The following is a 17988-nucleotide window of genomic DNA, read 5'->3' as shown; positions in this document are numbered from 1 at the left end:
TACGGGGATGAGCGAAGCACTCTCCCCCACGAAAACCCCGAAGATCGGCTTCGTCAGCCTGGGCTGCCCCAAGAACCTGACGGATTCCGAACTCATCCTCACGCAGCTCTCGGCCGAGGGCTACGAAACCTCCAAGACTTTCCAGGGCGCCGATCTCGTCATCGTCAACACCTGCGGTTTCATCGACGATGCCGTGCGCGAGAGCCTGGACACCATCGGCGAGGCGCTGGCCGACAACGGCAAGGTGATCGTCACCGGCTGCCTGGGCGCGCGCGCGGACGACGGCGGCGGCAACCTCGTCAAGGGCGTGCACCCCAACGTGCTCGCCGTCACCGGCCCGCATGCCGCGCAGGAGGTGATGGAGCACGTGCACCAGCATTTGCCCAAGCCGCACGACCCCTTCCTGGACCTGGTGCCCGGCACGTTCGGCGAGGCCGGCATCAAGCTCACGCCGCGCCATTACGCGTACCTGAAGATCTCGGAGGGCTGCAACCACCGCTGCACCTTCTGCATCATTCCCTCGATGCGCGGCGACCTCGTGTCGCGCCCCATCGGCGACGTGCTCAACGAGGCCAGGGCCTTGTTCGAGGGCGGCGTGAAGGAGCTGCTCGTCGTGAGCCAGGACACCTCGGCCTACGGCGTGGACGTGAAGTACCGCACGGGTTTCTGGGACGGCAAGCCGGTCAGGACGCGACTGCTGGAGCTCGTGCAGACCCTGGGCGCGATCGCCAGACCCTACGGCGCCTGGGTGCGCCTGCACTACGTCTACCCCTATCCGAGCGTGGACGACATCATCCCGCTGATGCAGGAGGGGCTGGTGCTGCCCTACCTGGACGTGCCGTTCCAGCACAGCCACCCCGATGTCTTGAAGCGCATGAAGCGCCCGGCCAGCGGCGAGAAGAACCTGGAGCGCATCCAGCGCTGGCGCGAGATGTGCCCCGAGCTGGTGGTCCGCAGCACCTTCATCGCGGGCTTTCCGGGCGAAACGGAGGAAGAGTTCGAGCACCTGCTGCAGTTCCTGCGCGAGGCGCAGATCGACCGCGCCGGCTGCTTCGCGTACAGCAACGTGCGGGGCGCCGCCGCCAACGACCTGCCGGGCATGCTGCCCATGGAGCTGCGCGAGGAGCGCCGCGCGCGCTTCATGGCCGTGGCCGAGGAAGTCTCCACCGCCCGGCTGCAGCGGCGCGTGGGCCAGACCCTGCAGGTGCTGGTGGACAAGGCCGTGGGCCTGGGCAAGAAGGGCGGCGTGGGCCGCAGCTGGGCCGACGCGCCCGAGATCGACGGCCTGGTCCACCTGCTGCCGCCCGAGAAGATCAGCAAGACCTACAAGGTGGGCGACTTCGTCAAGGCGCGCATCGTGGGCACGCAGGGGCACGACCTGGTGGGCGTGCCGGTCTGATGAAAAAAGGAGCGTGGGTGCACCACGCTCCTTTTTGTGGATGAGGGCAGGGCGCCGTCAGCCGCGCACGGCCAGCAGTTCCACGTCGAACTTGAGCGTGGCGTTGGGCGGGATCACGCCGCCCGCGCCGCGCGCGCCGTAGCCCAGCTCGGCCGGGATGATGAGCGTGCGCTGGCCGCCGATCTGCATGCCCTGCACGCCCTCGTCCCAGCCCTTGATGACCATGCCGGCGCCGAGAGGGAATTCGAAGGGGTCGTTGCGGTCGCGGCTGGAATCGAACTTGGCGCCCTGCTGGCCGTTCTGGTAGAGCCAGCCCGTGTAGTGCACGCGCACCGACTGGCCGCGCGCGGCCTGCGCGCCCGTACCCACGACGGTGTCTTCGTACTGCAGGCCGGAGGCGGTGGTGATGAATGCCATGGTGATTCCTTCGTTTGCTTCAAAAATCAGAGCTATCAGCGCTTGTCCAGCAAGCGCTTGAGCCCAAAAAGACCAAAACCCGCGCGGGGCGGGCCGGTGCGGGGTGTCGTGCGCCTTATTTCTTCACGCGGGCCGCGGCCCAGCGGTTGGCGAAGGCCTGAACGTCGGACACGCGCTTGAGCAGGTCCTGCCCCACGGGGGTGACGACGTAGCCGTCGCTGCCATGGTCCAGGAAGCCGGCCTCGCGCAGTTCCTTGATGCGGGTGTTGAGGGTGTTGGGCGTGATGCCGCCCACGCTGTCCTGCAGCAGGCGGAAGGTCTGCGGATGGCCGTCGCGCAGGGCCCACAGCACGCGCAGCGCATAGCGGCATTCGAGTTTCTCGAACAGCTGAAAGACGGCGGCGTTTTCCTTGGAGCTCATGAACGCTTCTCCTTGCGCTTGGGTTTGGTGATGGACGCCGCACCGCGGACGGCGGGGCGGCGGGGGCTGGAAAAAACGATAGCAATATAGCGCGGAAATGGGGTTGCTACAAGTTTGGTAGCTCAAGGCGTATGTCTGACCTGCGCGAGTGTCAGAAAGTTGCCGGCTCCATTCTTGCATGTTGCCGTGCGCGGCCGGCCAGATGCTGCACCAGCAGCCGGGCCGCGGGCGACAGGCCCGCCTCGCCGCGGTGGCAGATGGCGAAGCGCCGCCGCGCCCAGTCGTCGGCCAGGGGAATCACGCGCACGCCGGTGCTGGCGGCGAACGGCTGCGCCACCTCCTGCGGGATCACGCTGATGGCCAGGTTGGCGCGCACCACGCGCAGCGCGGCGTCGAAGTTGGACACCTGCACGCGGTGCTCCAGCGTCTTGCCCTCCACGGCCGCGGCGCGCACCAGCAGCTGCTGCACGGCGCTGAGCGCGGGCATGCTCACGAACTGGTGCTCCAGCACGTCGGCGAAGCGCACGCTCGCCGCGCGCGCCACCGGGTGCGCGGGGTGAGCCACGATGGCCAGGTGGTCGTGGCGGTAGCTGCGCGTGTGCAGGCCCGAGAGGTCGGCCGCGTCCCAGCAGATGCCCAGCGATGCGCTGCCCTCGCGCACGCCGCGCACCACCTCGGGGCTCACGCGCTCCTCCATGCTCACCTGGATGTCGCGGTGCGCCGGGTCCTGCAGGAAGGCGGCCACGTCGTCCGCCAGCGACTCGGCCATGACCGAGGCCGTGACCAGCATGCGCACGTGCCCGCGGATGCCCGCGCCGAAGGCCGCCATGTCGCGCTCGATGCGGCCCACGCTCGCCAGCATCTCGCGCGCATGCTCCAGCAGCGTTTCGCCCGCCGGCGTGGGCGCCACGCCGTGGCGCCGGCGCACCAGCAGGGGCGTGCCCACCGTGTCCTCCAGCTGCGCGAGGCGCTTGCTCACGGCCGAGCCGACGATGGCCTCCCGCTCCGCCGCGCGGGCGATGCTGCGGTGCTCGCACACGGCGACGAAGAGCTTGAGCGATTGCAGGTCGGGCAGGCGCATGAGGTATTCCGGTTGGGAAATTCAGGGCTTCCAAAATAGACGATCCATAGTGTGACGGAATTTCTAGAATCCTGATCCAGCACAACACCCGTCCCGGAGAACCGCCCCATGCCCCCGAATCCCGACACCCCCCGCGCAACCGTGCGCGAGGTGGGGCTGCGCGACGGCCTGCAGAGCATCGCCACCATCGTCTCCACGGCGCGCAAGATCGAGTGGCTCGATGCGGCCCACGCCGCCGGCCTGCGGGAGGTCGAGGTCGGCTCCTTCGTGCCTGTGCGCCTGCTGCCGCAGCTGGCCGATACGGCCGAGGTGCTGGCGCATGCGCTCACGCTGCCGGGCCTCATGCCCTCGGTGCTGGTGCCCAACCTCAAGGGGGCCGAGCGCGCCATCGCATGCGGTGCGCCATGGATGATCGTGCCGCTGTCGGCCAGCCACGCGCACAGCCTGGCCAACCTGCGCAAGACGCCCGACGAGGTGGTGGCCGATGTCGCCCGCATGCGCGCCGCGCGCGACGCCGCCGGCAGCCGCACGCGCATCGAGGGCGGCGTGGGCACGGCTTTCGGCTGCACTATCCAGGGCGAGGTGCCCGAGGCCGAGGTGCTGCGCCTGCTGCAGGCGCTGATCGATGCCGGCGCCGACCGCGTGAGCCTGGCCGACACCGTGGGCTATGCCGACCCGGCCGGCGTGCAGCGCCTGTTCGAGAAGGCGCGCGCCCTCGTGGGCGAGCATCTTGCGGGCGCGCACTTCCACGACACGCGCGGCCTGGGCCTGGCCAACTGCTACGCCGCGTGGCAGACGGGCGTGCGCCGCTTCGACGCCTGCCTGGCCGGCATCGGCGGCTGCCCGCACGCGCCGGGTGCGAGCGGCAACGTGACCACGGAGGACCTGGCCTTCATGCTGGAACGCATGGGCGCCGCCACCGGCCTCAACGTCCCCGCGCTGCTGGCGCTGCGCCGGCGCGTGGAAGGCTGGCTGGCCGGCGAGACGCTGCACGGCACGCTTTGGCGCGCCGGCCTGCCCAGGCTGGCCGCCGCCTGATTCTTTCTCCTGCTGTTTTTCGTACCGCACATGAATACATCCTCCCTGCCGCTCGCCGGCATCCGCGTGGTGGAATTCACCCACATGGTCATGGGCCCCACCTGCGGCATGGTGCTGGCCGACCTGGGAGCCGAGGTCATCAAGGTCGAGCCCGTGGAGGGCGACCGCACGCGTCACCTGCTGGGCGCGGGCGCGGGCTTCTTCCCCATGTTCAACCGCAACAAGAAGAGCATCGCCATCGACCTGCGCAGCCCCCAGGGGCTGGAGGTGGCGATCCGCCTGGCCAGCAGCGCCGACGTGGTGGCGCAGAACTTCAAGCCCGGCGTGATGGCCAAGTACGGCCTGGACTACGCCGCGCTCTCGCGCCTGAACCAGCGCCTGGTCTACGTGAACCACACGGGCTTCCTGCACGGGCCGTATGAGCACCGCACGGCGCTCGACGAGGTGGTGCAGATGATGGGGGGCCTGGCCTACATGACCGGCCGCCCCGGCGACCCGCTGCGCGCGGGCACCAGCGTGAACGACATCATGGGCGGCATGTTCGGCGCCATCGGCGCCATGGCCGCGCTGATGCAGCGCGTGCAGACCGGGCGCGGGCAGGAGGTGGACTCGGCCCTGTTCGAGAACAACGTGTTCCTCGTCGGCCAGCACATGATGCAGTACGCCGTGACGGGCGAGCCCGCCGCGCCCATGCCCGAGCGCATCTCGTCCTGGGCCGTGTACGACGTGTTCAGCGTGAAGGACGGCGGGCAGATCTTCCTGGCCGCCGTGAGCGACGCGCAGTGGCAGACCTTCTGCGACGCCATGGGCTACGCCGACCTGAAGGCCGACCCGCGCTATGCCACCAACAACGACCGCGTACGCGCGCGCCCCACGCTGCTGCCCATGCTGCGCGAGCGCCTGGCCGCGCACACGGCCGACGCGCTGGCGGCCGTCTTCGAGCGCCACGGCCTACCGTTCGCACCCATCCGCCGGCCCGAGGAGCTGTTCGACGACCCGCACCTCAATGCCACCGGCGGCCTGGCCGACGTTACCCTGCCCGACGGCGAGCGCGCCGGCGCCACGGCGCGCACCACGCTGCTGCCGCTGCGTCTGGACGGCCAGCGCATGGGCGTGCGCATGGACCCGCCGCGCCTGGGCCAGCACACGCCGGAGCTGCTTGCCGGCCTGGGCTACACCGCGGAGCAGGTGGAAGCGCTGCGCGGCGCAGCAGCCGTGGCCTGACCACGCCAACAGATAGAACAACCGGAGACACGCATGCACACCTTCCATTCCATTGCGCGCCACGGAGCGCTCGTCAGCCGCCGCAGCGCCCTGGCCTGGGGCGTCGCCGCCCTGGGTGCGCCCGCGCTGGCGCTGGCCCAGGGCGAGGGCAGGCCGCTGCGCATGATCCTGCCGGTGTCGGCAGGCTCGGGCGCCGACGGCGCCATGCGCGCCATTAGCAACAGCCTGGCCAAGGCGCTGGGCCAGCCCGTGGTGATCGAGAACCTGCCCGGCGCGGGCGGCATCACGGGCACGGCGCAGATCGTGCGCGCGCCCAGGGACGGCAGCGTCATCGGCGTGGTCTCCAACAACCACGTGGTGAACCCGGCCGTGTACCGCAACATCCCGTTCGACTCGCTGGCCGACATCACGCCCATCACCGTGGTCGGCACCACGCCCTTCGTGCTCGTGGCCCACCCCTCGGTGCCCGCCAGGACGGTGCAGGAGCTGGTGGCCTACGCCAAGGCGCACCCGGGCGTGCTCAACTACGGCTCGTCGGGCAACGGCACCATCCTGCACCTGGGCGCGGCCATGTTCGTGGACCAGGCGGGGCTGGACATACGCCACATCCCCTACCGCGGCATGGGCCCGCTCATGAACGACATCCTGGGCGGCCAGGTGCAACTGGGCGTGGTGGCCGTGGCGCCGGCAGCCGGCCATATCAAGAGCGGCGCGCTGCGCGCGCTGGGCGTGACCTCGGCGGCGCGCGTGGCGTCGCTGCCGCAGGTGCCCACGATCGCCGAGCAGGGCCTGCCCGGCTACGAGCTCGACGGCTGGATCGCCGCCATCGGCCCCGCGGGCCTGCCCCGGGCCGAGGTGTATCGCATCTACCAGGGCTTCCAGCGCGCGCTGCAGATGCCCGAGGCGCGCGACGCGCTCGTGGCCCAGGGCTACGTGATCCGCCTGCCGCCGCCCGAGGAGGCGGCCGCCTTCTTCCGCTCCGAGACCGCGCGCATGGCCCAGGCCGTGAAAAGCGCCAACGTGAAGATGGACTGAGCGGCCCGCCGCCGCGCGGGGGCGGGGAGGGCGCCTGCACGGAGTGGTTCCGGGTGTTGAGGCCGATTTTTCCTCAAACTTCCGTGCGAGCCGCCTCGGCCATGCGCACCAGCACCAGCAGCGCGTGGTTCACGGGCGTGGCCACGCCCAGGGCCTTGCCGCGCTGCACCACGTAGCCGTTCAGGTGCTCGATCTCCGTGGGCCTGCCGCGCGCCAGATCCTGCGCGGTGGACGAGCGCTGGCCCGGCATGCTCTGCACGATGCCGCGCACGGCGGCGTGGATGTCGCCGGCGATGCGCACGCCGTCCGCCTGCGCCACGGCAAGGCATTCGGCCACCAGGTCGGCGATCACCTCGGTCGCGCCGTCCTGCCGCGCCAGCCAGCCGTAGGGCCGCTGCACGATGGCCGACAGCGCGTTGTAGGCGCAGTTGATGACCAGCTTGGACCACAGCGCGCCGCGCACGTTGTCCGACACCTGCGCGGGAATGCCCGCCGCGCCCAGCTCGCGGACCAGGCGCTCGGCGATGAGCGAGGGCGCCAGCACCAGCTCGCCGCGCCCGAAGTGGCGCACGTGGCCCGGCCCCGCCATGGCCGTGGCCACGTAGACCACGGCCGCCGCCACGGGCTGCGCCGGGCCGAGCACGGCGCGCACGCGCTCGTCGTTGTCCACGCCGTTCTGCAGCGTGAGCACCAGCGCGCCGGGCGCGAGGTGGGGCTGGATCTGCCGCGCCGCGGCCTCGGTGTCGGTGGACTTCACGCACAGCAGCACCACGTCGGCGCCCGCCACGGCGCCGGCATCGGTGCTGGCGCCCATGGCCACGTGTTCATCCTGCGCGGCGGTCTGCAGGCGCAGGCCGCGGGCCTGGATGGCCTGCACGTGCGCCGGGCGGCCGATCAGCGTGACGGCATGCCCCGCCCGCGCCAGCAGCGCGCCGAAATAGCAGCCCACCGCGCCCGCGCCCATGACGGCAAAGCGCAGGCGGCCGGGGTGGGGCGGGGTATGGGGCTCGGTGGTCGGGTGCATGGCGGATCGGTGGGTTGGGTGGCGGGGCACGGCGTCCAGTCCTTGGCTAGAACCCCGGATTGATGCTCAGGGACAGCATGGCCGACAGCTGGCACAGCAGTCTTCCAGAGTCCTGCTGCAGCCTATTGAACGCATCCTGCACGATCTGCATGTCGCGCTGGCTGGTGGGGGCATGGTCAATGATGCCTGCGGCCATCAGGCGTGCAACCACGTCGCTGGTCAATAGAAAAGTGTCCTTTCCGGCCAGGCGCAGAAACCCGGCGGCCGAGCGCCCGCCCAGGCGGGCGCCGCGCTGGGCCAGCAGGCGCCACAGGCCAACGGTGTCGGCACCCGGCCAACCGGCGATGAACTCGCCAAAACCGCAGCCCCGCTCCTGGCGGATATCCAGAATGAACCGGGCGTTCTTGGGAATGGTCTGCAGCTTGGTGCGGTCGCGGATGATCCGGTCGTTCTTCATGTGGTCTTCTATCTGCTGCGGACCGAGCAAGGCCATCTGCCCGGGCGCGAACCCCGAGAAGGCCTTTTCGAACTCGGGCCATTTGGCATCGACCATCGAATGCTGCATGCCGGCCTGGAATACCCGCTGGCTCATGGCGGAGAGATAGCGGTCGTCGCCTTTCTGCTTCAACTCTTGGGGAGTCAGCGCCGTGGGCAGAAAGGCCTCCATGGCCTCGTCGGATTCGAAACGCTTGCGGACCGTGTCGTAGAGCCAGCGATATTCAAGAGTCATGATTTTCGTACCGGCGGGCCTGCGACTCCCATCAAGGCCCCGCCATCCTGGAATTTGCATGGGCGGCATTCCGAAGCGGCTCTGGTGTGAGGTCATAGCCTTCCTGGTCGCCGTAGCCTATGGTGATGAACTTCGGCATTCGCATCTCCTTCAGCCAGTGGGAGAGCCGATTGTGCAGCCTGGCTGGATCGTATCCGCTGGAAAAGAAACAGGCCCGCCCCGCAGCGCGGGAACGGGCCTGGGGCACGAGGTGCCGGGTTGCGCTTACAGCGAGTCGATGAAGCTGCGCAGCTTGTCCGAGCGGCTGGGGTGCTTGAGTTTCCTCAGTGCCTTGGCCTCGATCTGGCGGATGCGCTCGCGCGTCACGTCGAACTGCTTGCCCACTTCCTCCAGCGTGTGGTCGGTGCTCATCTCGATGCCGAAGCGCATGCGCAGCACCTTGGCCTCGCGCGGGGTCAGGCCATCGAGGATGTCCTTGACCACGTCGCGCAGGCCTGCCTGCATGGCGGCGTCGATAGGCGCGGTGTTGTTGCTGTCCTCGATGAAGTCGCCCAGATGGCTGTCGTCGTCGTCGCCGATGGGGGTTTCCATCGAGATCGGCTCCTTGGCGATCTTCATGATCTTTCGGATCTTGTCTTCGGGGATCTCCATCTTGGCTGCCAGGATGGATGCATCGGGCTCGAAGCCGAACTCCTGCAGGTGCTGGCGGCTGATGCGGTTCATCTTGTTGATGGTCTCGATCATGTGCACCGGGATGCGGATGGTGCGCGCCTGGTCGGCGATCGAGCGCGTGATGGCCTGGCGGATCCACCACGTGGCGTAGGTCGAGAACTTGTAGCCGCGGCGGTATTCGAACTTGTCCACGGCCTTCATCAGGCCGATGTTGCCCTCCTGGATCAGGTCCAGGAACTGCAGGCCGCGGTTGGTGTACTTCTTGGCGATGGAGATCACCAGGCGCAGGTTGGCCTCGATCATCTCCTTCTTGGCGTCGCGCGAATTGGCCTCGCCCTGGTTCATGCGCTTGTTGATCGCCTTGAGCTCGGCGAGCGGCACCACCACGCGCGACTGCAGGTCGATCAGGTGCTGCTGCAGCTCCTGGATCGGCGGGATGTTGCGCTGCATCACGGCGCTCCAGGGCTTGCCGGCGGCGGCCTGCTTCTCCACCCACTGCAGGTTCAGCAGGTTGGGCGGGAATTCCTTGATGAAGGTCTCCTGCGGCATGCCGCACTTGTCCACGATGATGCGGCGCAGCTCGCGCTCCTTCTTGCGCACGTCGTCCACCTGGGCGCGCACCATGTCGCAGAGCTTCTCGATGGTCTTGGCGGTGAAGCGGATGGTCATCAGCTTGGCCGAGATCTCGTGCTGCACCTTCATGTACGCCGGGCTGCCGTAGCCCTCCTTGTCGTAGATCTTGTGCATCTTCTCGAACAGCGAGCGCAGCTCGTCGAAGCGGTCCAGGGCCTCGGTCTTGAGCTTTTCCAGCAGCCGGGTCATGGCCTTGGAGCCGCCCTTGCCGTCGTCGTCGTCCTCTTCGTCGTATTCGTCGAAGTCTTCCTCGGCCACGTAGTCGTCGGCCTCCTCGGGGTTGGAGAAGCCGTCGACCACGGTGGAGATGACCACTTTGCCCTCACGGATTTCCTCGCCCATGTTGAGGATCTCGGCGATCGTGGCGGGCGATGCGCTGATGGCCTCCATCATGTCCATCAGGCCGCCCTCGATGCGCTTGGCGATCTCGATCTCGCCCTCGCGCGTGAGCAGTTCCACCGTGCCCATCTCGCGCATGTACATGCGCACGGGGTCGGTGGTGCGGCCGAACTCGCTGTCCACGGTGGACAGGGCCGCCTCGGCCTCTTCCTCGGCCTCTTCCACGGTGGTGGCCGTGGGCGCCACGTTGTTCTGGAACAGGGTCTCGGCGTCGGGCGTCTGCTCGTACACCGCCACGCCCATGTCGCCCAGCATGGCGACCACGACTTCCATGGTCTCGGCGTCCACCAGCTTGTCGGGCAGGTGGTCGGAGATTTCCACCTGCGTCAGGTAGCCGCGGGTCTTGCCCAGGGTGATCAGCTTCTTGAGCTGCGAGCGGCGCTTGGCCATGTCCTCCTCGGACAGAACCGTCTCGTCCAGGCCGAACTCCTTCATCAAGGCGCGTTCCTTGGCCTTGCTGATCTTCATGCGCAGGGGCTTGGCCTTCTCGGCGGTCGCGGCCTCGGCCTCGGCCTCGGGTGCCTCGGGTTCGCCTTCGAGCTCCGCTTCGATGTCGGACAGGTCGGCATCGTCCTCCAGGCCTTCTTCCTTGGCCTTGGGCTTGCGGCCGCGCTTGGCGGGGGCCTTGGCAGCGGCCGTGGCGCTGCCGGCGGCCTTGGCGGGGCGGCCGGGCTTCTTCTTGGGCGCATCCTCGGAGGCTTCGGCCTGCGCGGCGGCGGCCTTGGGCGCGCGCGCGGGCTTTTTCTTCAACAGTTCATCGGCGGCTTTTGTCAGCTCGGCAGTGGTTTTTGGCGTTGGCACGGTCTTGACTTTCGTCGCGGCCTGAAGCGCGGCGTCAGCGGCCTTGGCGGTGGCTGCTTTTGCGGGCGCCTTGGCGGCGGTTTTCACAGGGGTTGCGGCTTTTGAGGCGGCCTTCGCAGCGGTGCCAGAGGCAGGCTTGGGCGACTTCGCGGACTTTTGAACGGGCATGGACAACCTCAGGGTCAAAAACGGACACACAAAGAAAACACAAGCGCCAAGGAACCCGGCGCGGGCAGGCACGGCGAAGGCAGGGGCCTTCGCGGTTCGAGGGGCAAATCCTCAGGGGCAAGATGTCTGGGCGAACATTTGGTGTGCAGTCCTTGCGGTGGGGGAAGGCGGTGGTGCGCGTTTGTCACGGTTGCCTGGTCCGGAGGTGCTGCTGTCGCTCTTGCCGACAAACCCTAAATTATAGCGGCGGTGCGTATTTCAAGTAGGCCTGGGAGAAATACCGAGCAATCCCTTGAGCCGCTGCTCCAGCGCCTGGTACTGCGCGAGCGCGGCGGGGTCGCGCGTCACGCGGGGCACCAGCTCCTGCTGCTGGCGCTTGAATTCCTCGATCAGCATGCGGTCGAGCAGGCCGCGCAGCTCGGCGTGCAGCTCGGCCTCGTCGCCCTCGGTCTGGGCGTGCGAGCCGGTCATCACGCGCTCGGCGAGCGGCTCGCAGTCGTGGCCGCGCAGCGCCTCGCGCAGCACGGCCCAGGGCTGGGGGCCGTGCTCGTGGAGCTGGCCTTCGAGCCACGCGAACAGCGGGCCGTGCGGCTCGGGCTGGGCGCACAGCGCGGCGTGGTCCTCGTGCGAGAGGCCTTCGAGGAACTGCATGTGCGACAGCAGCAGCCGCGCCGCGTGGTCGATGCGGCTGGCGGCGGGCCTGCGCGGCAGCGGGGGCTGGGCCGGGCGCGCGGGCTCGCGGCGCCAGCGGCCGCCGGCGTCCTTGCGCCAGGGGCGGCGCGCTGGTTCGCCCTGCCACGGGCCGGGCGGCTGCGGGTGCCAGGGCGGCTCGTCCGCGAACGGGTCGCCGCCCTCCGGCGCTGCCGCGGGCGCGGCGCGCGGGCCCTCCTGAGCCCAGAGCTCGGCCAGGTCCTTGGCCGGCAACTGGCCCAGTTCGCCCAGCTCGGCCAGCATCTGGCGCTTGAGGGCGCCGTCGGGCAGCTGGCTCCAGAGCGGGCGGGCGTTGGCCAGCATGTGGGCGCGGCCCTCGGCCGTGCCGAGATCGCAGCCCTCCCGCGCGGATTCGAGCAGGAAGCGCGACAGCGGCATGGCGTCGCCCACGTGGCGCGCGAACGCCTCGGGGCCGTGGGCGCGGATGAAGCTGTCGGGGTCGTGCTCGGGCGGCAGGAACAGGAACTTGATGCTGCGTGTGTCGCTCGCGTAGGGCAGGGCGCCGTCGAGCGCCTTGCGCGCCGCGCGGCGGCCGGCCGCGTCGCCGTCGAAGCTGAAGACCACCACGTCGGTGAAGCGGAACAGCTTGTGCACGTGGTCGGGCGTGCAGGCCGTGCCCAGCGTGGCCACGGCGTTGGGAAAGCCGAGCTGGGCGAGGGCGACCACGTCCATGTAGCCCTCGGCCACCAGCACGTAGCCCATCTCGCGGATCGCGCCGCGCGCCTCGTACAGGCCGTAGAGCTCGCGGCCCTTGTGGAAGACCGGCGTCTCGGGCGAGTTGAGGTACTTGGGCTTATCGTCGCCCAGCACGCGCCCGCCGTAGCCGATGCATTCGCCCTTGACGTTGCGGATGGGGAACATGACGCGGTCGCGGAAGCGGTCGTAGCGCTTGCCGTCGTCCTCGCCCACGATCACGAGGCCGCTTTCCTCCAGCAGCGGGCTGTCGTACTCGGGGAACACGCTGGCCAGATTGCGCCAGCCCTCGGGCGCGTAGCCCAGGCCGTAGCGCTTGGCGACCTGGCCCGAGACGCCCCGGCCCTTGAAGTACTGGATGGCGCGCGGGGATTCGCGCAGGTGGCGACGCCAGGATTCGCCGGCCTTCTCCAGCACTTCGGTCAGCGTGGCCTGCTTCTGGCGCTGGGCGGCGGCGCGCTCGCGGTCCTGGGGCGAGGTGTTCTCGTCGTCGGGCACCTGCATGCCGACCTGCTGGGCCAGGTCCTGCACGGCCTCGCGAAAGCCCATGCCCGCGTGGTCCATGAGGAAGCCGATGGCGTTGCCGTTCTTGCCGCAGCCGAAGCAGTGGAAGAACTGCTTGGAGGGGCTGACGCTGAACGAGGGCGATTTCTCCCCGTGGAAGGGGCACAGCCCCATGAAGTTGGCGCCGCTCTTCTTGAGCTGCACGTAGCGGCCTACTATGTCGACCACGTCGACGCGCGCGAGCAGCTCCTGGATGAACGACTGGGGGATGGACACCGGGCTATTTTCTCTTAGAGCCTGCTCAATATCTTTTCATGGAGTCCGCAAGGCAGCAAAAGGCCGCAATCTAGGCGCGCGCCGCAGGCCATGCTGGCGGCCTGGGCAAGGCGGGCAACGACGAGTCTTGCCCGAAGGGTTGCTCCGCAAAGGCGGCATCTGCGGCGTTGCAAATCCTCGCCGGGCCACCAGCCCGTCTGCGGTTTGCGCCTTGCATCCACCGCCTTGCGGGGCAAGGGACTCCATGAAAAGATATTGGGCAGGTTCTCAGCCAGGCGTCAGCCGGCCTTGCTCTAATGGCCGCGTTTTTTTGCATTCCCTGAAACAAAGGAGCCTGCCGTGACCAGCATGTACGACCAGAACCTGCCCCGCAACGAGGCCAACCACGCGCCGCTGTCGCCCCTGTCCTTCATCGAGCGCACGGCCGAGGTCTACCCGGACCGCCTGGCCATCGTGCACGGCGGCCTGCGCCAGACCTGGGGCCAGACCTACGCGCGCTGCCGCCGTCTGGCGAGCAGCCTGCGCGCGGCGGGCATCGGCAAGAATGACACCGTGGCCGTGATGCTGCCCAACACCCCGCCTATGGTGGAGGCGCATTTCGGCGTGCCCATGGCGGGCGCGGTGCTCAACGCGCTGAACACGCGCCTGGACCCCGAGACCATCGCCTTCATGCTCGACCACGGCGAGGCCAGGGCGGTGATCGTGGACCCCGAGTTCGCCCCCGTTATGGCCAGGGCGCTGGCGCTGCGCCAATCCAAGGCGCCGCTCCTGCTCATCGACGTGGAGGATGCCGTCTATGGTGCCGCCGCCGAGCGCCTGGGCACGCAGACCTACGAGGAGTTCCTGGCCGCGGGCGACCCGCAGTTCGCCTGGGAGCTGCCCGGCGACGAGTGGGACGCGATCGCGCTCAACTACACCTCGGGCACCACGGGCAACCCCAAGGGCGTGGTCTACCACCACCGGGGCGCGGCCATCAACGCCATCAGCAATGTGCTGGAGTGGGACATGCCTAAGCACAGCGTCTATCTGTGGACGCTGCCCATGTTCCACTGCAACGGCTGGTGCTTCCCCTGGACGGTGGCGGCGCGCGCGGGCGTGAACGTGTGCCTGCGTCGCGTCGAGGCGCAGGCGATCTTCGACGCCATGCGCAGCCACGGCGTCACGCACTACTGCGGCGCGCCCATCGTGCACGGCCTGCTGGTCAACGCCCCGGCGGCCATGAAGGAGGGCGTGCCCGCAGGCGTGAAGGCCATGGTGGCAGGCGCCGCGCCGCCGGCCTCGATGATCGAGGGCATGGAGAAGCTCGGCTTCGACCTCACCCACGTCTACGGCCTGACCGAGGTCTACGGCCCGGCCACGGTGTGTGCCAAGCATGACGCCTGGAACGCGCTGGACGTCGGCGAGCGCGCGCGCCTGAACGCGCGCCAGGGCGTGCGCTACCACCTGCAGCGCGCGGCCGCCGTGCTCGACCCCGAGACCATGCAGCCCGTGCCGCGCGACGGCGAGACCATGGGCGAGATCATGTTCCGCGGCAACATCGCCATGAAGGGCTACCTGAAGAACCCCGCCGCCACCGGGGACGCCTTCCGCGGCGGCTGGTTCCACAGCGGCGACTTGGCCGTGCAGTACCCCGACGGCTACATCAAGATCAAGGACCGCAGCAAGGACATCATCATCTCGGGCGGCGAGAACATCTCCTCCATCGAGGTCGAGGACGTGCTCTACCGCCACCCCGACGTGCTCGCCGCCGCCGTGGTCGCCAAGCCCGACCCGAAGTGGGGCGAGACGCCCTGCGCCTTCGTGGAGCTGAAGGCCGGCGCCCAGGCCACGCCCGAGGACATCGTGGCGCACTGCAAGAAGCACCTGGCCGGCTTCAAGGTGCCGCGCGCCGTGGTCTTCGGCGAGCTGCCCAAAACCAGCACCGGCAAGATCCAGAAGTTCGAGCTGCGCCGCCAGGCCGGGTCGGCGGCGGCGATCAATGTCTGATGACTATCAAAAACATAGCTTATGGCGCTTTCTGGGTAAGCGATGGAGCCGTTTTTTCATAGAAACCACTCGATCGGCAGGCGCATCAGCAGCCACACCAGGGACCGGCTCCACCAGGTGGTGTGGGGCTCGGTGCCGTAGACCGGCGCCGGGTTGCCCACGCCGCCGTGCCATCGCAGGGTGCCGTCCTCGGCCAGGGCCACGCGGTAGGACTGCAGGGGGATCTCGCGGTCGAAGGCCAGCGCGACCTGCTGCGCCAGCGCCGGGCTGTCGATCAGAAACCCGAGCTCGGTGTTGAACAGCGCCGAGCGCGGGTCGAAGTTGAGCGAGCCCACGAACACGCGCTCGCCGTCCACCGCGAAGGTCTTGGCGTGCAGGCTGGAGCCCGAGCTGCCCAGGCGCTGCAGCAGCGGCCGGCCCTTGTCTGCGGCGTACTCCGGCACCAGGCTGCGCATCTCGTAGAGCGCGACCCCCTGCTCCAGCAGGCGCTTGCGGTACTTGGCGTAGCCGGCATGCACGGCGGGCACGTCCGTGGCCTCGAAGGCGTTGGTGAGCACGCGCACGCGCACGCCGGCCTGCCGCAGCCGCGCGAAGGCCTCCACGCCGTGGGCCGTGGGCACGAAGTAGGGCGAGACCAGGTCCACGCTGCGCCGGGGCGCGCCCAGCACGGCGCCGAGCCGGGGCAGCAGCAGGTCGGCGCGCCGCGCCTGGCCCATGCCCTTGGCCGGGTCGTCGCTGAGCATCTGCACCCGCGCCCAGTGCAGCGGCAGGCTGTGGCCAAGCAGCTGGCGGATGAAGGGGCTGCCGGCGATGGCGCGGGCATAGTCCCGCGCGCGGGGCGATTCCTGCAGGGCGTGGGCCTGCGCGGCGAGCTTGGCCACGGCCTGCGGCGCCACGGCGGGCAGGATGCGCTCCGCGGGGTAGGCGCTGGCGCTGGCCCAGTAGCGGTCGAAGTCGTCCGACACGTCCTGCACCACCGGGCCCACGGCCAGCACGTCCAGGTCGGCGAACAGCACGCCCGAGGTGGCGCCGAAGTACTCGTCGCCCACGTTGCGCCCGCCCACGATGCTGGCCTGGTTGTCCACCGTGAACGACTTGTTGTGCATGCGCCGGTTGGCGCGGCGCAGGTCGGCCAGGTAGCCCAGCGGCTTGGGGTTGCGCCAGGTGAAGGGGTTGAACAGGCGCACTTCGATCCGCGGGTGGCCGTTCATGGCGGCCAGCGGCCCGTCCAGCCCCGCCGTGCCCAGGTCGTCCAGCAGCAGGCGCACGCGCACGCCGCGCTCGGCCGCGGCCAGCAGCTCGGCCAGCAGCAGTGTGCCGGTGGTGTCGCCGCGCCAGATGTAGTACTGCACGTCCAGCGTGCGCTCGGCCGCGCGCGCCAGCAGCACGCGGGCCGCGAAGGCGTCGTGGGGGTGGTCCAGCGCGTGGATGCCACTCAGGCCCGGGTGCGCGGCCAGTTCGGGGCCGAGCGCGCGGCCCAGCTGCGTGTCCCGGGCCGCGGGCAGCTCCAGCGCCGCCGACGTGCTGCGGCCGGCCAGCGGCGGCAGGCTGCAGCCCGCCAGCATCAGCCCGGCCAGCAGCGCCGGCAGGCGGCGCGCGAGGGCGGCGGGGCGCGTCATGGGCTCGCGTGCTGGTGTGCGCCAGCACTCTTGCGGCGCGCGAAGCGCCACCAGGGCAGCACGCGGCTCATGGCCAGCACCTCGCCGCAGTGCATCGGGGCGTAGCCCGGCATGGCGGCCATGCGCCGCTGCCAGGCGGGCGTCTGCAGCAGGTCGCGCAGGGCGCGCGTGGCGGGCTGCTCCAGCGTGGACTTGAGGCAGGCCAGGTGGTAGCGCTCGTGCACCAGCGGCACGAAGTCCAGCCCGCGCGCGCGCGCCGCCAGCTCTATGCCCATGCCCACGTCGGCGCTGCCGGCCGCGATCGCCTGGGCCAGGGCGGCGTGCGAGGGCTCGTCGCGCCCGTAGCCATCGATGTCGCCGCTCTCCAGGCCGGCCTGGGCCATCAGATCGGCCAGCAGCACGCGCGTGCCCGTGCCCAGGGGGCGGTTGACGAAGCGCGCGCCGGTGCGCGCCACGTCGGCCAGCGACGCGAGGCCCAGCGGGTTGCCGCGCGCCACGATCAGGCCCTGCGTGCGCCGCGCGAAGCCGATCACCTTGTGCAGGCCCGGCTGCAGTAGCGGGCGGTAGGTCTGCGCCGCCAGCGAATCCATGGCGGGCTGCTCCAGCGTGTGGAAGCCCGCGATGGTGCAGCGCCCCTCGTTGAGCGCGCGGATCGCGTCCACGCTGCCGGTGAAGCGTATGTCCAGGTGCAGCGCCCTGCCTTGGCCCGCGTGGCCGGGCACGGCGGCGAACGCGCGCAGCACGGACAGCGCGTCGTCATGGCTGGCGTACAGCGTCAGCACATGGGCATGGTCGTCGAACGCGACGGCGAAGGCGCGCTCCAGGTCGGCGTGCAGCGCCTCGATCTGCGGCGCCAGCCGCGCCTGCGCCTGGCGCTCGGCCCATAGCAGCTTGGCGCCGAACTCGCTGAGCTGCGCCGACTGGCCCTTGCCCCAGACGATGAGCTCGCTGCCCAGCTGCTCCTCCCAGCGCTTGAGCGCGCCCCAGACATGGCGGTACGACAGGCCCAGCGCCCGCGCGGCGCCCGAGATGGAGCCCTGCTGGGCCACGGCCTGCAGCATGTCCAGCAGGGGGTTGCGGATCAGCGCGTCGCCCGCGTCGCGGTCGAGCGTGTAGTGGAGTTGAATCCTATGCACAAGATTTCATATGGGCTGGTA

General features: G+C 69.7%; 14 protein-coding genes. 5 read left to right on the top strand and 9 right to left on the bottom strand.

Features of this window, described 5'->3' with window-relative positions:
- Positions 1-7: 7 nt before the first annotated feature.
- On the top strand, positions 8-1399 hold the full coding sequence (gene rimO, locus ALIDE2_RS17905) for a 30S ribosomal protein S12 methylthiotransferase RimO (protein ID WP_013722802.1): 1392 nt from the start codon (positions 8-10) through the stop codon (positions 1397-1399).
- Positions 1400-1456: 57 nt separating this feature from the next.
- Here rimO and ALIDE2_RS17900 read toward each other — a convergent pair whose 3' ends face one another.
- The 3 genes from ALIDE2_RS17900 to ALIDE2_RS17890 form a co-directional block, all read right to left on the bottom strand.
- The gene (locus ALIDE2_RS17900) at positions 1457-1816 is read right to left on the bottom strand and encodes an FKBP-type peptidyl-prolyl cis-trans isomerase (RefSeq protein WP_013722801.1); all 360 of its coding nucleotides are present in this window, start codon (positions 1814-1816) and stop codon (positions 1457-1459) included.
- Between the two features lie 115 nt (positions 1817-1931).
- The gene (locus ALIDE2_RS17895; protein ID WP_013518203.1) at positions 1932-2237 is read right to left on the bottom strand and encodes a winged helix-turn-helix transcriptional regulator; all 306 of its coding nucleotides are present in this window, start codon (positions 2235-2237) and stop codon (positions 1932-1934) included.
- Positions 2238-2388: 151 nt separating this feature from the next.
- The gene (locus tag ALIDE2_RS17890; RefSeq protein WP_013518204.1) at positions 2389-3318 is read right to left on the bottom strand and encodes a LysR family transcriptional regulator; all 930 of its coding nucleotides are present in this window, start codon (positions 3316-3318) and stop codon (positions 2389-2391) included.
- A gap of 108 nt (positions 3319-3426) precedes the next feature.
- Here ALIDE2_RS17890 and ALIDE2_RS17885 point away from each other — a divergent pair, with 108 nt between their 5' ends.
- Genes ALIDE2_RS17885 through ALIDE2_RS17875 form a run of 3 tightly spaced genes read left to right on the top strand, consistent with a single transcriptional unit; the run spans position 3427 to position 6615 of the window.
- Positions 3427-4356: a hydroxymethylglutaryl-CoA lyase gene (locus tag ALIDE2_RS17885; protein ID WP_013722800.1), complete on the top strand. Its 930-nt coding sequence runs from the start codon at positions 3427-3429 to the stop codon at positions 4354-4356.
- 30 nt (positions 4357-4386) lie between these two features.
- Complete coding sequence (locus ALIDE2_RS17880) at positions 4387-5580, top strand: CaiB/BaiF CoA transferase family protein (protein ID WP_013722799.1); 1194 nt, start codon at positions 4387-4389, stop codon at positions 5578-5580.
- Positions 5581-5613: 33 nt separating this feature from the next.
- Entirely contained in the window at positions 5614-6615 is a 1002-nt protein-coding gene (locus tag ALIDE2_RS17875; protein WP_013518207.1) for a tripartite tricarboxylate transporter substrate binding protein, read from the top strand.
- 73 nt (positions 6616-6688) lie between these two features.
- Here the strand turns inward: ALIDE2_RS17875 and ALIDE2_RS17870 are convergent, their stop codons facing one another.
- The 4 genes from ALIDE2_RS17870 to dnaG form a co-directional block, all read right to left on the bottom strand.
- Positions 6689-7639 (bottom strand): ketopantoate reductase family protein, encoded by a 951-nt coding sequence (locus ALIDE2_RS17870; protein WP_013518208.1) that lies wholly within the window; start codon positions 7637-7639, stop codon positions 6689-6691.
- Positions 7640-7685: 46 nt separating this feature from the next.
- Entirely contained in the window at positions 7686-8465 is a 780-nt protein-coding gene (locus ALIDE2_RS17865; RefSeq protein WP_238530047.1) for a DNA-3-methyladenine glycosylase I, read from the bottom strand.
- 168 nt (positions 8466-8633) lie between these two features.
- Positions 8634-11042 (bottom strand): RNA polymerase sigma factor RpoD, encoded by a 2409-nt coding sequence (gene rpoD, locus ALIDE2_RS17860; RefSeq protein WP_013722798.1) that lies wholly within the window; start codon positions 11040-11042, stop codon positions 8634-8636.
- A 258-nt stretch (positions 11043-11300) separates the two neighbouring features.
- The gene (gene dnaG, locus ALIDE2_RS17855; protein WP_013518212.1) at positions 11301-13226 is read right to left on the bottom strand and encodes a DNA primase; all 1926 of its coding nucleotides are present in this window, start codon (positions 13224-13226) and stop codon (positions 11301-11303) included.
- Positions 13227-13565: 339 nt separating this feature from the next.
- Here dnaG and ALIDE2_RS17850 point away from each other — a divergent pair, with 339 nt between their 5' ends.
- A complete protein-coding gene (locus ALIDE2_RS17850; protein ID WP_013722797.1) occupies positions 13566-15212 on the top strand; it encodes an acyl-CoA synthetase in 1647 nt (548 codons plus the stop codon).
- A gap of 56 nt (positions 15213-15268) precedes the next feature.
- Here ALIDE2_RS17850 and ALIDE2_RS17845 read toward each other — a convergent pair whose 3' ends face one another.
- Both ALIDE2_RS17845 and ALIDE2_RS17840 read right to left on the bottom strand, forming a co-directional pair.
- Positions 15269-16831, bottom strand: coding sequence for a phospholipase D family protein (locus ALIDE2_RS17845; RefSeq protein ID WP_013722796.1), 1563 nt, complete (start codon positions 16829-16831; stop codon positions 15269-15271).
- Complete coding sequence (locus tag ALIDE2_RS17840) at positions 16828-17967, bottom strand: substrate-binding domain-containing protein (protein ID WP_013518215.1); 1140 nt, start codon at positions 17965-17967, stop codon at positions 16828-16830. Before ALIDE2_RS17840 ends, ALIDE2_RS17845 begins: the two co-directional genes overlap by 4 nt.
- Positions 17968-17988 lie beyond the last annotated feature (21 nt).

It is taken from the genome of Alicycliphilus denitrificans K601, from assembly GCF_000204645.1.
GTDB lineage: Bacteria > Pseudomonadota > Gammaproteobacteria > Burkholderiales > Burkholderiaceae_C > Alicycliphilus > Alicycliphilus denitrificans.
The sequence above is the reverse complement of the archived record's forward strand: the minus strand, read 5'-3'. Positions and strand labels throughout refer to the sequence as shown.